The 14,726-nt window shown below is 58.7% G+C and carries 13 protein-coding genes; 2 read left to right on the forward strand and 11 right to left on the reverse strand.

Annotation, left to right across the window (positions count from 1 at the left end; genetic code table 11):
• Window positions 1-22: 22 nt before the first annotated feature.
• From gltX to C0039_RS10290, 4 genes are all read right to left on the reverse strand, one after another.
• Window positions 23-1,504 (reverse strand): glutamate--tRNA ligase, encoded by a 1,482-nt coding sequence (gene gltX / locus C0039_RS10275; RefSeq protein ID WP_101517999.1) that lies wholly within the window; start codon window positions 1,502-1,504, stop codon window positions 23-25.
• Window positions 1,505-1,586: 82 nt separating this feature from the next.
• Window positions 1,587-2,231, reverse strand: coding sequence for a glutathione S-transferase family protein (locus C0039_RS10280; RefSeq protein ID WP_101518000.1), 645 nt, complete (start codon window positions 2,229-2,231; stop codon window positions 1,587-1,589).
• Window positions 2,232-2,265: 34 nt separating this feature from the next.
• Window positions 2,266-3,003: a tRNA pseudouridine(65) synthase TruC gene (gene truC, locus C0039_RS10285; RefSeq protein WP_101518001.1), complete on the reverse strand. Its 738-nt coding sequence runs from the start codon at window positions 3,001-3,003 to the stop codon at window positions 2,266-2,268.
• A 4-nt stretch (window positions 3,004-3,007) separates the two neighbouring features.
• Window positions 3,008-4,102, reverse strand: a complete 1,095-nt coding sequence (locus C0039_RS10290; protein WP_243391593.1) for a type II asparaginase — start codon at window positions 4,100-4,102, stop codon at window positions 3,008-3,010.
• 141 nt (window positions 4,103-4,243) lie between these two features.
• Here C0039_RS10290 and dusA point away from each other — a divergent pair, with 141 nt between their 5' ends.
• Window positions 4,244-5,263: a tRNA dihydrouridine(20/20a) synthase DusA gene (dusA, locus tag C0039_RS10295; protein WP_076001196.1), complete on the forward strand. Its 1,020-nt coding sequence runs from the start codon at window positions 4,244-4,246 to the stop codon at window positions 5,261-5,263.
• Between the two features lie 3 nt (window positions 5,264-5,266).
• On the forward strand, window positions 5,267-6,220 hold the full coding sequence (gene tal / locus C0039_RS10300; RefSeq protein WP_101518003.1) for a transaldolase: 954 nt from the start codon (window positions 5,267-5,269) through the stop codon (window positions 6,218-6,220).
• A 12-nt stretch (window positions 6,221-6,232) separates the two neighbouring features.
• Here tal and C0039_RS10305 read toward each other — a convergent pair whose 3' ends face one another.
• From C0039_RS10305 to hrpA, 7 genes are all read right to left on the reverse strand, one after another.
• Complete coding sequence (locus C0039_RS10305) at window positions 6,233-6,715, reverse strand: STAS domain-containing protein (protein WP_076001194.1); 483 nt, start codon at window positions 6,713-6,715, stop codon at window positions 6,233-6,235.
• 1 nt (window position 6,716) lies between these two features.
• Window positions 6,717-7,898, reverse strand: a complete 1,182-nt coding sequence (locus C0039_RS10310; protein ID WP_076001193.1) for a PP2C family protein-serine/threonine phosphatase — start codon at window positions 7,896-7,898, stop codon at window positions 6,717-6,719.
• A 127-nt stretch (window positions 7,899-8,025) separates the two neighbouring features.
• Window positions 8,026-8,748 carry an MlaA family lipoprotein gene (locus C0039_RS10315; RefSeq protein WP_076001192.1) on the reverse strand — a complete coding sequence of 241 codons (723 nt, stop codon included), beginning with the start codon at window positions 8,746-8,748 and terminating at the stop codon, window positions 8,026-8,028.
• A gap of 67 nt (window positions 8,749-8,815) precedes the next feature.
• Window positions 8,816-9,565 carry an HvfC family RiPP maturation protein gene (locus C0039_RS10320; RefSeq protein WP_243391594.1) on the reverse strand — a complete coding sequence of 250 codons (750 nt, stop codon included), beginning with the start codon at window positions 9,563-9,565 and terminating at the stop codon, window positions 8,816-8,818.
• On the reverse strand, window positions 9,562-10,413 hold the full coding sequence (locus C0039_RS10325; RefSeq protein WP_101518005.1) for an HvfB family MNIO-type RiPP peptide maturase: 852 nt from the start codon (window positions 10,411-10,413) through the stop codon (window positions 9,562-9,564). The genes C0039_RS10320 and C0039_RS10325 overlap by 4 nt, the downstream gene beginning before the upstream one ends.
• Window positions 10,413-10,778 (reverse strand): HvfA family oxazolone/thioamide-modified RiPP metallophore, encoded by a 366-nt coding sequence (locus C0039_RS10330; protein ID WP_076001190.1) that lies wholly within the window; start codon window positions 10,776-10,778, stop codon window positions 10,413-10,415. The genes C0039_RS10325 and C0039_RS10330 overlap by 1 nt, the downstream gene beginning before the upstream one ends.
• Window positions 10,779-10,957: 179 nt before the next feature.
• Complete coding sequence (hrpA, locus tag C0039_RS10335; RefSeq protein ID WP_101518006.1) at window positions 10,958-14,692, reverse strand: ATP-dependent RNA helicase HrpA; 3,735 nt, start codon at window positions 14,690-14,692, stop codon at window positions 10,958-10,960.
• Window positions 14,693-14,726 lie beyond the last annotated feature (34 nt).

Genomic DNA, 14,726 nt, shown 5'->3' on the forward strand with positions numbered 1-14,726 from the left:
GTTTGTTGAGGATGACTGGGTGCTACAAGGCCTGGTATTCCTTCTCCAGGCGTTTCATCGCTTTCTTGGATACGCCGCCCAGTACCGTGATGGCATGCCGTAGACGCGCACGGCTCATATCCGGACCCAACATCTCCATTGAGTCGACCACTGAAAACGAGGCGGTGGTGCCGGCGATAGCGACAAATATCGGTGCCAGGAAATCTTTCACTTTTACGCCATGGGCATCGGCAACGGCTTTCAGTTCGCTCCAGATGGCATCGCGATTCCATTGCTGCAGCGCCTCCATGCGCCACAGGGCAAACTGCAGACCCTTGACCACATCCTCCCGCTCTCCTTTGACGGCGGCAAAGCTGTCCTCGGTAATGGGTAGCGTGCCAGAAACCAGGAAGCTTGCCAGCGGTGCAAAATCACTGAGGGTCTCCATGCGTTTCTGCGCGTGGGGCAAAACCTTTTTCAGGTTTTCCTCATTGAAGGCCCACTCGGTCAGCCGTTGCGCCAGCTGTTGCGTGTCCAGGTCTTCGCGAATCCACAGGCCATTGAGCCAGGACAGCTTCTCGACGTCGAAAATGGGGCCACCCAGCGACACACGTTGGATATCAAAATTGTCCTGCATCTGCTGCAGCGAGAATTTCTCGCTTTCATCGGGCATGGACCAGCCCATGCGGCCCAGGTAGTTGAGCAGCGCCTCGGGGAGAAAACCCATGCGCTGGTAGTACAGAATGCTGGTGGGGTTCTTGCGCTTCGAGAGTTTGGATTTATCCGGGTTACGCAGCAACGGCAGGTGGCACAGCTGTGGCATCTCCCAGCCAAAGTACTCATAGAGCAACTTGTGCTTGGGCGCGGAGTTGATCCACTCCTCTCCGCGCAGCACGTGGGTAATACCCATTAGATGATCGTCGACCACGTTGGCCAGGTGATACGTGGGCATGCCATCTGACTTGAGCAGGATTTGCGCGTCTACCATGCTCCAGTCCAGTTCAATCGTGCCCCGCAGCATGTCCTCCACTACACAGGCGCCCTCGCCCTCAGGTACGATCATCCTTATCACGTAAGGCTCCCCGGCGGCCTCACGCTTCGCCACTTCCTCCTCTGGGAGGCGCAGGTCAGATGCCTTGAGCGCATTGCTGCTGCCGGCGGCACGCTGCGCCTCTCGCAGTTCATTGAGCTCTTCAGCGGTACGATAACAGACAAAGGCGTTGCCCTGGTCTACCAACTGGCGGGCATACTTTTCATAGATCGCCATACGCTCGCTCTGGCGATAGGGGCCGTGGTCGCCGCCCGCGTCCGGGCCCTCATCCCACTGCAACCCCAGCCAGTTCAGCGAGTCGAGAATGGCTTGTTCAGATTCGGGGGTGCTGCGAGCCTGATCGGTATCTTCAATGCGCAGAATGAACTGCCCGCCATGCGCGCGGGCAAAGCACATATTGAAAAGAGCAATATAGGCGGTCCCCACATGGGGGTCACCGGTGGGGGATGGCGCTACTCGGGTACGAACGGTCATGATGGTCCTGACAGGATTTCGGGAGCGGCGATTATACGGACTCTACCCGGCAAATCCCACCGCAACCGGGTGAACTCAGGTCTCAGCCGAGCATCGCCGCCATGGCCTCATTTTCGATGGTCAGGGCTTGCGCAACCGGCGGATGTGCCTTCACTCGCTCAATAAACGCGGTGTACCGCGGCCAACGCGCCGCGTCCACGGTGTAGCCGCCCACTGCGGCGTTAATCGTGGGAGAAACCAGGGCAATGTCGGCCGTACAGAAGTGACCAAACAGAAAACCCTGCTCGGGTACACGGCTCTCCAGGTAATCCAGCACCGGGGGCAAGGAGTCTTCAACAGCACTGCGTACACGCTGCTCATCAGGCTCCTGCTGGCGTAACTTCGGGTTGATGAAGTTCTCAATAAACGGAACGGACATGAACTCAAGCAGGCGCGTATCACCATACTCCTCGAGGAAGCGCGCGCTGGCACGGTCTTCAGGGCTGGATGGCATGGTCGAGGGAGACGGGTATTTCTCTTCGAGATACTCACAGATGACACTGGAGTCGGGAAGGACCAAATCCCCGTCTATCAACACCGGAATCTTCTTCAGTGGGCTGATAGATTCAAAGTCTTCCGGCATCATTCCGGGTATCACCACTTCTGTTTCGTAGTCGATACCCTTGACCGCAAGGATAGCCGCGACCTTGCGTACGTAGGGGGACAAATGAGCGCCGATCAGTTTCATGATGTTTCCTTATTTGAGTTATCGCTTTACAGTCCTAGCAGTGTAGCACCTGATCGTGCCAGTCGAAGGCCTCAATCACCCTCCCCCATGCATCGTCCAGGCCCGCTGATAAAACAACCGGGTCACCGGTCACCGGATGAACCAGCGACATGGAGCTGCAAGCCAGCAGCAGGCGCGGGCAAGCGTAGTGTTCGCGGAAAAACCGGTTATGCACTCCCTTACCGTACTTGGCATCACCGATTATGGGATACCCAAGATGCTTCATATGACGCCGCAGCTGGTGTTTGCGGCCCTGCACTGGCCTGAGTTCAGCCAGTGAGTAACGTGTCTGCGGATAGCGCTCAACGGCAATTGGCAACTCCGCCCTGGCCAGACGGCGATAGCCGGTGATCGCTTCAACAGCCGGCCTATCCTGCGTACGGTCACGATCAGCGACCTTATCCGGCCTGTCGCGCAGCGGATGGTCGACTACGCCTGCCTCAGGGCACCAGCCTCGCAGCACTGCCAGATAGGTCTTCCTGACTTTGCGCGCCGCAAACTGGTCCGACAAGCTGCGCGCTATCCGGGAGTTGAGGGCAAACAACAGCACGCCCGAGGTGGGCTTGTCGAGCCGGTGCACGGGGTAAACGCGCTGGCCGATCTGGTCGCGCAGAAGCTGCAGCGCAAAACGTGTTTCGTGACGGTCTATCGGGCTGCGGTGGACCAACAGGCCGCTGGGCTTGTCGATCGCAACCAGGTGCTCGTCCCGATAGATGACCGGGAGCTGCTCCATATGCTCAGTACTTGTCGAAGTAGCCCTGAACCTGTGCCGGGTCCCTGGTTTTGGTGAGCACCAGTTTAAGCAGCACTCTTGACTGTGCGGGGTTGAGCTCGCCGGAAGCGACTGTACCCAGTGCGTCATCGTCAATCTCAACCTTGCGCCCCACAGTGCCGCTGGTAACGCGTGTCGATCGCACCACCACCACACCCTGCTTTACTGCGCGCGCTACGGCCGCTACTGCAGCGCCAGTCATATTGCCGTTGCCAACGCCCGCCGTGACGATCCCCTTCGCGCCATTGGCCACGGCAGCATCCACCAGGTCCGGAGACACACCCGCGGAAATGTATATGACGTCAACACGTGGCAAAACGCCCAGGTCGTCTACAGAAAACGTCGAATCACGGGTATGCGTGCGGTAGGGATGCCGGAACCAGCGATTGTCGCCGTACAAGGTCGCCCCCATTAAACCGCGCTCTGCCGAAACGAATGTCTGTACGTCTGTGGTACTGGTCTTGGTCATGCCACGGGCACCGTGGATATCATCGTTGATAACCACTAACACACCGCGCCCTGCCGCCTCCGGGTCGGCGGCAACGGCCACCGCATTGAAAATATTGAGTGGACCATCAGCGGACAGCGCAGTCGCCGGGCGCATTGCGGCGGTCATCACCACAGGCTTGTTACTGTCGACCACCAGATTGAGAAAGTAAGCAGTCTCCTCAATCGTATCGGTGCCATGAGTGATCACCACGCCATCAACATCGTCCTGCGCCAGTAACGAATTCGTTCGCTGCGCCAACTGCAACCAGATACTGTCATCCATGTCCTGGCTGCCAACATTCGCCACCTGCTCGCCACGAATGTTCGCCAGTTCCTGCAACTGCGGCACTGCCTCCATGAGCGCTTGAACACCTACCTGACCAGAACTGTATCCGGCTTGCGTACCCGTCGCGGCGGCCCCGGCAATGGTGCCCCCGGTAGCGAGAATAACGATATTGGCCTTCATGGTCTCCCCCGACTGGGCAGCGAAACTCAGGATTAACACACTGATGAACGTCAGTAGCCTGAAGTTTGCATGCATGGCGTACACCTCGCCTGTTAGAAGGGCCACGAGTATCGGCCAATTGGTGGCGCCACTCAAGCCTGAACGATTGCGGGTAAATCAGCGTAGCGGCATTTTTCACCGATTTGAAACCCCGTAGAAAAACCAGTTCAGGTAAAATCAGCGCAGAAAATGGAAACCTCATCTCATATGTCTGTACAACCCGACACATTGTCCCGGCGTTTTTGCATCGCCCCCATGATGGACTGGTCCGACCGCCACTGTCGTTACTTCTGGCGCCTGCTGACCAGACAGGCGCTGCTGTACACGGAAATGGTGACCACCGGTGCGTTAATTCACGGGGACAGGGAGCGTTTTCTCCATTACAGCGAGGAGGAACACCCGGTCGCCCTGCAACTGGGTGGTTCGGATCCCGCAGAACTGGCACGCTGCGCCCAATGGGCCCAGGAATGGGGCTATGACGAGGTCAACCTGAACTGCGGCTGCCCCTCGGACCGGGTGCAGTCTGGACTCTTCGGCGCCTGCCTGATGGCGCAGCCCGAGCGCGTAGCCGCCGGCGTACGCGCGATGCTTGACAGCTGCGACCTGCCGGTAACGGTGAAGCATCGAATCGGGATTGACGATATGGAGACCTATCAGCAGATGCTGGACTTTGTCGCGCCGGTGGCAGAGGCAGGCTGCGAGGTCTTTATCGTGCATGCTCGCAAAGCCTGGCTACAGGGACTCTCGCCCAAAGAGAATCGAGAAATCCCCCCGCTGAATTACCCCTGGGTCTACCGCCTGAAACAGGATCTTCCGCACCTTGAAATCATTATCAATGGCGGCATCAACAACCTGGACGAAGCCGAGGCACACCTGGCGCACGTGGACGGCGTGATGATTGGCCGCCAGGCTTACCACAACCCGTGGATGCTCGCAGAGGTTGATTCGAGACTGTTTAACATGGACAGGATTGCGGAATCCCGAGATGATGTCATCAGCGGACTGCTCCCCTACGTGGAGCGGCAACTCAAGCAGGGCACGCACCTGAATCATATTACCCGGCACCTGCTCGGCCTCTACCAGGGTGTCCCCGGCGCCCGCAAGTTCAGGCGCCATCTCAGCGAGAATGCCCACAGGCAGGGCGCGGGGTTAGAGGTGCTGACAGACGCCTTCAACAAGGTGAGTCAAACCCGGACGGAAGTCTCTGACGCATTAACAGGAAGCTAATTCGTGAACAACAAACTCGAGCAACTCAAAGCCATCACCGATGTCGTGGCCGACACCGGCGACATAGAAGCCATTCGCCGTTTCCAGCCGACGGACGCCACCACCAACCCTTCACTACTGCTCAAGGCCGCTGCCTTGCCCCACTACGCAGAACTGCTGACAGCGGCGAAAACGTGGGCCAGCGAACAGGGCGGCTCTGGTCAAGAACAACTGGAACACTGCTGTGACCGTTTTGCCGTCGACGTGGGCAAGGAGATCCTCGGTATCGTACCTGGACGAATTTCCACCGAGGTGGATGCGCGTCTTTCATTCAACCGCACGGCCACGGTGGAGCGCGCAAAGAAGCTGATCGGCATGTACGAGGAAGCGGGCATCGGTCGCGAACGCATCCTGATCAAGACAGCCTCCACCTGGGAGGGCATCTGCGCCGCCCGGGAGCTGGAAAAAGAGGGCATCAATTGCAACCTGACCCTGCTGTTCGGCTTCGGCCAGGCAGCGGCCTGTGCCGACGCGGGCGTGTTTCTGATCTCCCCCTTCGTGGGCCGCATTCTCGACTGGTACAAGGCCAACACAGACCTGCAGATCAACAGTCCCCAGGACGACCCCGGCGTACAATCGGTGAGCCGCATCTATAACTACTACAAACAGCATGGCTATAGCACCGTGGTGATGGGTGCGAGCTTTCGCAACGCAGGGGAAATTGAAGCACTGGCAGGCTGTGACCGTTTGACCATCAGCCCCGCCCTGCTGGAGAAACTGGCCGCAGACCACAATGAACTGCCGCGGCAACTGCGTCCCGACGATGTCAGTACTGAGACGTCCAAATACAGCCCGGATGAGGCTGCGTTTCGCTACGAGCTGAATGCCGATGCAATGGCCACGGAGAAACTGGCAGAGGGGATTCGTAACTTTGTCGCCGACCAGATCAAACTGGAACAGCTGATCAGCCAGGGTTGAGAGATGAAATGGTCAGCCGTGTTCCAGAGCTGACATCAGGTCCTTGAATCTCACCCGGTTCTCCTCCGAGAGACCCATGAGCACCCGGTGAGCCTCTATGACCTTCTCCTTCACCGCAGCCTCACTGTCTTCAATCTGGGGAATTTCGCGTATTTCCTCGGGATTGGCACAGGCTTCCTCATGCAGTTCGAACAGATGCTGGAAACCCATACTCCTGAGCAGCCGGTTGATACCCGGTTCGCAGGAATAAATCGCAGGTTTGAAACCAAAGCGCTCCTCCACCTGCAGGGCCAGCTTCGCCAGAAGCCCCAGTGTGGTGGAGTCGATTCCCTCCGCGTCGCAAAGATCCACCCAGACACTGGCGAACTGGGGATCTGCGAACATCTTTTGAATGTATTCATCGATGGTTGTGCACAGCGTAAGGCGCACATCACCCACCATGCGAATAACGTAGGCGCCATTATGACTGGCGGCCAGTATCTTTCCTTCCTGCATCTCAGCCTCGCTTGCTGACGAACAGCGCGGCGATATCATCCGGGGCTTCACCCACCTGGTCAAGTCCCAGTCTGGTCACCATCTCTTCAGGCGATGAGGCGGCCTGGGCAAATACGTCGAGAAAGTACCGTTCTTTCTCGATCAGGTTCTTCGGCGGTAGTATCTCCAGAATACCGTCTGAGAACAGCGCCAGCATAAAGCTGTCCGGTAATTCGATCACGTGTTCCTCGAAGGTGGCGCCCTCCATAATGCCAACGGCAGAGCCCTCTCCCTCCAGGTAGCGAGCGCCCTTTTCACACACCAGCACCGGCTGCGGCAAGTGTCCGGCCACACTATAACGCAGGGAGTTGGTATGCAGGTCGAGTACGCCCACGACCATGGTCGCAAACTTGCCGACCTCCAGGTCAAGAAGTTCCTCATTGGCCAGCTTGAGCAGGCTAACCGGGCTGAGAATGGTGTCGTCGTTGCGACGCAGGAAATCGGAGCGTTTGCGCGCAAACAGATTCTTCAACAGGACCGTGGCAAAGGCGGAGGAACTGCCATGCCCGGAAACGTCTGCCATGAAAAACGTGACGAAGTGCTCGCCCACGGTGAAATAATCGGTAAAGTCGCCACTGAGATAAAACGACGGAATCACGGTGTGGCTGAATACGTAGTCTTCGAGGATCAACGGCGTGGTAGGAAGCATGCGCATTTGCACCTGGCGCCCCGCCTGCTGGTCTTGCTCCAGCATCTTGACGGTGCCGCGTAGCTCGGTATTGGCCGCTTCCAGACTCTGGCGGGACTGCTCCAGTTCACGCCTTACCTGGCGTTGCCGTGTGCAGCGTTCCATGGAGCGCTTCAGGGCCTGGACATCGTCGATGGGACGTACAAAGTAGTCGCTGGCACCCACACGCAGGGCACGCAGCATACGCTCGGCTTTGGCCTCGTCACTAAGCAGAATCACCGGAATCTGCACATCCATTTCCTTGAGCGTACGGCTGGCAAATTCCCAGCTCAGGCCCTCCATATCCATCTCGCACAGGATGACGTCAAGGTCTGGCCGGTGATGCAGGTATTCACGCGCAGCATTGGCGTCCGTAAACACCTCTGTACTGTAGCCAAGCTCCCTTACCAGTTGCGCCAGGGCTGCTACACGTTCCTCATCGTAATCAGCGACAAGTGCGGTACCAATAGGATCCATACGGGCTTTTTTTACGTGTTGTGATGCAGATGACACTACGCCCATCACCGGACGCAGGCAACCACGCCTGCCCCGGTTTGGGCAGGATTTCACACTTTTGCGGGTAATCGGCCGGGAGCGGTGTTGATCAGAATTCCTCCCAGTCTTCCTCGTCGCCAAAGTCGGAAAAATCGTCCTGCACTACGCCGTCGTTAACGAAGGTCTCACGCTGTTGCAGATAGGCATCACGAATAAATATGTAAGCGTCACCACTCAGAAGCTCGTCCGCCTGCAATAACCGGGCACGGCCGTCTATCAGCTCAAGGCCAAACAGGGAGTTCCGCACGGGTACGTTATCGATATAGGTGGGTATAGAGGTGTAGACGTCGAAAACCGTGCCGGTACCGCTGCGCACGGTGCGCGGACCAAAGAAAGGCACCATCAGGTAGGGCCCTGACTCAAAACCCCATATCGCCAGCGTATGACCGAAGTCGGTGCGGTAAGGGCGGATACCCATGGGAGTCGCGACATCGAACAGGCCTGCCAGGCCCAGAGTGCTGTTGACAAGAAAGCGCCCGCCTCCCTGCGCGGCCCCGACAAAACGGCCCTGCAGCACGCCATTAATCGCGGAATTAAAGTCGTACATATTGGCAAACATGTTGCCCACGCCGCGCTTGGCGAAGCCCGGCATCACCCAGTCGTAGCCCTGGGCAACGGGGCGCAGAAAGTACTGATCGAGCTTATTGTTCAATTCGAACAGGGGGCGATTGATCGCTTCAAGGGGATCAGGATTGCGCTCAGGCTCCGCCGCCGTCGCCATGGGCAAAGGCAGCGCGAGCAGGCATAGTAAGAGGAGTCGGGAGACATTCATAGCGTGGAAGCCGGAACACAGAGCGGCAAATATTACGCCGCCGCCTGCCGCCCGGCAAGTCTTGTCGTCAGTTTCCCCCGGGCACCAGCACAGACAATTCCAGTAACCCGCTTATCTGTTCCAGTGCAAAGGAGGTGATCCGGGCCGAGGGCAAATTCATCTCCGTCGCCAGCTGTGCCAGCACCCCGGATGTGGTGACATCGTCATTGTCGCGCAGCAGTTCCAGCAACCTGGCTGTGGCGCCATTGAGGGCCATAAATTTGACCTGGTCCTGCCGATTTCGATAAACGACCAGGAAGGTGGGTTGCTGCGCCTCTGCGGGCTGAAACCCGGGGCCGATTTCGTGCACGGGAAAGTGATAGCTCAACACCCAGGCCAGCGGTGAAAGTCGAAGCACCGAATGCTCCAGGTCGCTCACTGCGCGGGCCTCAGGCAAGACTTCTTCCGACACGTCCAGCGCCAGCTCTACCCATTCGTAGTGCGCAAGCTCTGTCATAAATGCAGGGTCACAGTCGCGAGGCTGGTGTTCGTCCATCAGAAAGCCGACAAACTCCTGACTGATCTCCAGGAAATACGGGGTGCGGCAGCGATGTCGGTCCATGAACAGGCGCACCAGCGCTTCCCACTGCGAATCGGTGTAGAGACTGCGCAGTACCGGAAAACCGCCGCTGATGAAGCCCTCAACATTGTTATAGACCAGGTCCCGATAAACTTTCAAGCGCCGCTCTTCCACACCCGGCGGTGCCGGCGACTTGTTCGGGTCGCGCAGATAAGCGGCCATCTGCAGCTGGTCACGCCTGAGCGTACTGCTGTTCACGATCCTGCCGCCGCCTGTGTGGTGGCTGACTGCGCCTGCCTGTGGCGCACCTGGTCCACTTCTTTGAGCAGCTCCGCCAGCGGTGGCAGATTAAAGTCTCGCTCCAGCAGCGTGGGCAGTGCACCCACACGTTGGTATGCCTGATCGAGTAACTCCCAGACCGGATCAATTACGTCGGCGCCATGGGTATCCACCTTGAGGTCGTCTGCCTCATCATAGTGTCCCGCGACATGGATATACCTGACCCGCTCCAGCGGTAGTGAATCAAGGAAGACAATCGGGTCGTAGCCGTGATTAATGCTGTTTACGTAAATATTGTTCACATCCAGTAGCAGCTCACAGCCACTCTCCGCCACCACCGCATTGATAAATTCGGATTCGCTGAGTTCACGATGAGGTTGCGCATAGTAGGACGCATTTTCGAGTGCAATCGGTGCGCCGATAATATCCTGCACCTGCTTCACCCGACCAGCCACGTACGCAACCGCCTCCTGGGTGAAGGGAATGGGTAACAGGTCATAGAGATGCCCCTCCGCAGCGCAGTAGGTCAAATGCTCGCTGTAAAGGGGTACATTGATATCGCCCATCAACTGGCGCACAGAAGCGACCAGGTCAGTATCCAGCGGGTCGGGACCCCCTATGTCGAGGGAGAGTCCATGCAGCACCACCGGGTACCGCTCAGCCATGCGACGAAACTGTTTACCGAAACGGCCGCCTACTCCAATCCAGTTCTCAGGCGCCACTTCCAGAAAATCTACCGCTCCCTGGTCCATACAAAGCATAGGGCCCAACAGGGCCCTTCGCAGTCCGAGTCCCGCTCCGTGGAACCCGGTGGTGTTGGCAGGCATTAGCCGCCGCACTTACCTTCGCCGCATTTGCCCTCACCGTCGGCCTTGTCGCCGCCGCAGGCGCCTTCGCCGTCGGCTTTCTCGCCGCCACAGGAACCCTCGCTGTCAGCCTTTTCACCACCGCAGGAACCTTCGCCGTCAGCTTTGTCGCCGCCGCAGGCGCCTTCGCCATCAGCTTTCTCGTCACCACACTTACCTTCACCGCATTTGCCTTCGCCGTGCTTGTCGTAATTAGCCAGGTCATAGCCGCCGCTCAGCTGCTGTGCCGTAAAGGGGTTTACTTCAGCCGACGCCACGGGTGCAATCGCGCTCGCCAGGAATGCTGCGCCAAGCGCGGCTGCCAGAGGTTTTTTCGTTATAGCCATGATGATTTCCCTGTTTTAATCCAGTTTGTTGTCGTGTTATGCCGCACGGCCTTGTTGAACTCACCTCAAACCACCGTCTGGCAAGAGTTGTGACCCGCGTGAAACAGGGAAGTTTCCATATCCGAGTAAATTACTGGGTAATTTTTCACATTTTCCCGCAGACCGCAAACACGGGCGCGCTAGCGTGGGTGTTCTGACAACCATTGTTCTACCCGCTTCCACTGTTCGCGCAGGCGCTTCTCGGAAACAGCCTGGCGTGTGCCGAGGTTCTGCGCAAACAGGGATACGCGGAACTCTTCCAGCATCCAGCGATAGACAGCGGCGGGCTCACTGGCCAGTAGCAGGCCTTCACGCTCTGCAAGCGCCTCGCGCAACGGATTGACCAGTGACTCCAGCATCAGCGTGTGCTTCTGGTCCCTGGCATATTGCCCGGGCAGTCGTTCAACACGATTGAGCAGGGCCTTCATATATCGTGGATACTGTGCCAGCCAGTCCGCGGGCGTATCGCGCTGGAAGCCTGGCTGCAGCAAAGCCGCCAGCTGCTGCTGTATATCGGCGATACTGTCCGGCCACTTGCCGTCGGCGACAGCGGACAGCGCCTGGCGCACCTGGGCAGCTCCCTGCAGGGTATTGAGCAGGACCGCCTCGACTTCGTTGGCGCAACTCACCACATCTCCCCTGCCCCGCTCCAGAGTCGCCTGAAACGCCTCACGAGTGAAAGGCAGGTCATTCTCCAGGCCCATCGCCCGGATATACGCCGCATCGCCCAGATCCTCCACGAGGCGCGCGCGATCCTGACCGGCACCGGCCAACACCAGGTTGAACTGGTTGCCACGCAGCATCTGCTTGCGCAGGTACTTGACGGTCTGGGCAGTGTGCAAACGCAGCAGGCGCAGTACGCCGGTGCGGTGATGCTGACGCGCAACTTCGGGGTAGTCACACAATTCAATGGCGACGCTGTCCTGCCGATCCACCAGCGCCGGGTAGGAAACAATCTCGACACCGGCCTGACGGAATCGCCATTCCAATGGCAGATCCGGAAAATCCCAGCGAGTGATACCCTCCCGGGCCGGAGAGTCACGCTTGTCGGCGCTCAGGCTCTGGCGCGTGTCACTGCGGTATGTCTCGATCAATGCCGCAAGGTCCCGGCTCTGCTCAAGTAACCGACCCTGCGCATCCACCACCCGAATGTTCATGCGGTAAAAAGCGTCTAGTTTTTCCACGTCCCAGTCCGCGACACCCAGCTGTATCCCGCCCAGCTTTCCCAGCACCCTGGACAGAGCGGCCATCAGGTCGCTGTCGTCTGCCTCCAGTTCGGCCAGCGCGCGATCAACATAGTCAGGTACCGGCACCAGCTTCTTGCGCTTTTCCTTGGGCAGCGCCTTGACCAGGGCGATGCACTTTTCTCGCAGCAGCCCGGGTACCAACCAGTCAAAGAGGAATCGCGGCACCCGGTTGAGTAGCGCCACGGGGACGGTGACAGAGACGCCATCCGCCTCCTTGCCCGGCTCAAACTGGTAAGTGAGGCGAAAGTCCATATCCTGCCAGTGCAGCCGATCAGGGAACTGGTCGGTGAGGTCTGTCCCCGGGTCCCGGGCCAGCAACAGCTCGCGCTGCAGGCGCAGGCTTGCGTCAGCCCCGGGGTTTTTCTTCAGCCAGGACTGCAGGCCACTGGCGGTGTAGCAGTCTGCCGGCAGACGCTCATCGTAGAACTCAAACAGCACCTCTTCCTCAACCAGTATGTCGCGACGCCGGGTTCTGGATTCCAGCTCTTCCAACTCGCGCACCAGCCGCTGGTTGTACTTCAAAAAGGCCGGGTGCTGACGGTAATTCCCGGCTACCAGCCCCTCTCGGATCAGCAGCTCACGTGACGCCTCTGGTGCTATCGGGCCATAGTGAACCGAGCGCTTGTCGGCGATGGTCAGTCCGTACAGCGAGACACGCTGGTAAGCGACCGCGCGACCGCTGCGCGACTGCCAGCGTGGCTGGTAGTAGTGATACTTGAGCAGCGCGGGGTTAATCTCTTCGGCCCATGATGGATCGATGGTGCCGACCGTGCGCGCAAATACCCGTGAGGTCTCCACCACCTGTGCCGCCACCAGCCACTTCGGACGTTTGCGTGCAAGGGGAGAACCCGGAAATATCTGCATCTTGCGATTGCGCGCACCCAGGTAATCACGGCCTTCCTGGTGATGCGCGATATTGCCCAGTAGGCCGGCCAGCAACGCGCGGTGAACGCCGCTGTAGTTTTCTTCTGCAGGCAGTTCGGCGGACGTGCGCAGCTTCTGCTGACGACAGGCGATAGAAAGCTGGCTGTGAATATCGCGCCACTCCCGCATGCGCATAAAAGAGAGGAACTCGCGTTTGCAGAGTTTGCGCAATTGATTCTGGCTGAGGGCCTGGCGCTGCGTCTCGTAATAGGACCACAGGTTCAACCAGGCCATAAAGTCTGACTTCTCATGTTTGAAGCGAGCGTGGGACTGGTCGGCCTGCTGGCGCTTGTCTGCGGGCCGTTCACGTGGATCCTGTATCGTCAGCGCACTGGCAATGACCAGGATCTCTGCGATGCAATTGGCCTGCTCCGCTGCCACCACCATGCGCCCAAGGCGCGGGTCGACCGGCAAACGTGCCAGCCGCCTGCCAACGTCCGTCAGCGTCCCCCCGGGCGTGACGGCACCCAGTTCCTCCAATAACTTGTAGCCGTCGCGCACCATGCGCGGGTCCGGAGGGTTGATAAAGGGAAACTCGTGCACCTCCCCCAATCCGAGAACCAGCATCTGTAACACCACCGACGCGAGGTTGGTGCGTAAAATTTCCGGATCGGTGAATTCGGGTCGACGCTGGAAGTCTTCCTCACTGAACAGGCGCAGGCACACCCCGGCCTCAACACGTCCACAGCGGCCCTGGCGCTGGTTGGCGCTGGCCTGGGAGATGGGTTCGATAGGCAGCCTTTGTACCTTGGTGCGATAGCTGTAACGGCTGATGCGGGCTTCGCCCGGGTCAATCACAAAGCGAATGCCTGGCACAGTAAGCGATGTCTCCGCCACATTGGTGGCCAGCACCACACGCAGGCCACGCCGCTTGGAAAGATCGAAAACACGGTTTTGTTCAGCTGCGCTGAGGCGGGCATAGAGGGGCAGGATATCCAACTGGGTATCCTCGCGAAGCTGTTTGGCAACCTCGCGAATATCACGCTCACCCGGCAGAAACACCAGTATGTCTCCACGCTGGCCATATTGGCCTGCATCAATGTCCTGGACCAATGCGGAAATCCGCGCCGTACTGTCCTCTTCCTCCTCAGTAGCATCGAGGTAGTGCGTTTCAACGGGAAAGGTTCGGCCGGACACCTCGATCACCGGTGCATCGTTGAAGTGGCGCGAGAAACTATCCACGTCGATGGTCGCCGAGGTGATGATTAACTTGAGGTCCGGCCGCTTTGGCAGCAAGCGCTTGAGGTAACCCAACAGGAAATCAATATTCAGGCTGCGCTCATGAGCCTCATCAATAATGATCGTGTCGTAGCGCCGGAGCATGCGGTCGCGCTGCATCTCGGCCAGCAGGATGCCGTCGGTCATCAACTTGATCGCGGTGTCGTCCGACACCCGGTCCGTAAAACGCACCTGGTAACCGACCACTCCGCCCAGTTCACCCCCCAGCTCCTGGGCGATACGCTGGGCCACCGTGCGCGCCGCCAGTCGCCGTGGCTGGGTATGACCTATCAGCCCCTGACTACCCCTGCCCAGTTCCAGGCATATCTTGGGCAACTGGGTCGTCTTACCCGAGCCGGTTTCGCCGGCGATGACCACGACCTGGTGATCCTCTATGGCGCGCGCGATCTCCGCCCTGCGCTGGGAGACCGGCAACTCCTCCGGGTAGTGAATTTCAACAGTTTGCCCGGAGGCGTTATCAGTCATGGTTTCTTTCAGTTAGCGTACAATCAGTTATGCT

The sequence above is a fragment of the Pseudohalioglobus lutimaris genome (assembly GCF_002866825.1).
GTDB classification, from domain to species: Bacteria; Pseudomonadota; Gammaproteobacteria; order Pseudomonadales; family Halieaceae; genus Halioglobus; species Halioglobus lutimaris.

Coding starts and splice junctions, on each gene's coding strand:
- gltX (WP_101517999.1), bottom strand. CDS start 1,504: ATGACCGTTCGTACCCGAGTAGCGCCATCCCCCACCGGTGACCCCCAT.
- C0039_RS10280 (WP_101518000.1), bottom strand. CDS start 2,231: ATGAAACTGATCGGCGCTCATTTGTCCCCCTACGTACGCAAGGTCGCG.
- truC (WP_101518001.1), bottom strand. CDS start 3,003: ATGGAGCAGCTCCCGGTCATCTATCGGGACGAGCACCTGGTTGCGATC.
- dusA (WP_076001196.1), top strand. CDS start 4,244: ATGTCTGTACAACCCGACACATTGTCCCGGCGTTTTTGCATCGCCCCC.
- C0039_RS10305 (WP_076001194.1), bottom strand. CDS start 6,715: ATGCAGGAAGGAAAGATACTGGCCGCCAGTCATAATGGCGCCTACGTT.
- C0039_RS10310 (WP_076001193.1), bottom strand. CDS start 7,898: ATGGATCCTATTGGTACCGCACTTGTCGCTGATTACGATGAGGAACGT.
- C0039_RS10315 (WP_076001192.1), bottom strand. CDS start 8,748: ATGAATGTCTCCCGACTCCTCTTACTATGCCTGCTCGCGCTGCCTTTG.
- C0039_RS10325 (WP_101518005.1), bottom strand. CDS start 10,413: ATGCCTGCCAACACCACCGGGTTCCACGGAGCGGGACTCGGACTGCGA.
- C0039_RS10330 (WP_076001190.1), bottom strand. CDS start 10,778: ATGGCTATAACGAAAAAACCTCTGGCAGCCGCGCTTGGCGCAGCATTC.
- hrpA (WP_101518006.1), bottom strand. CDS start 14,692: ATGACTGATAACGCCTCCGGGCAAACTGTTGAAATTCACTACCCGGAG.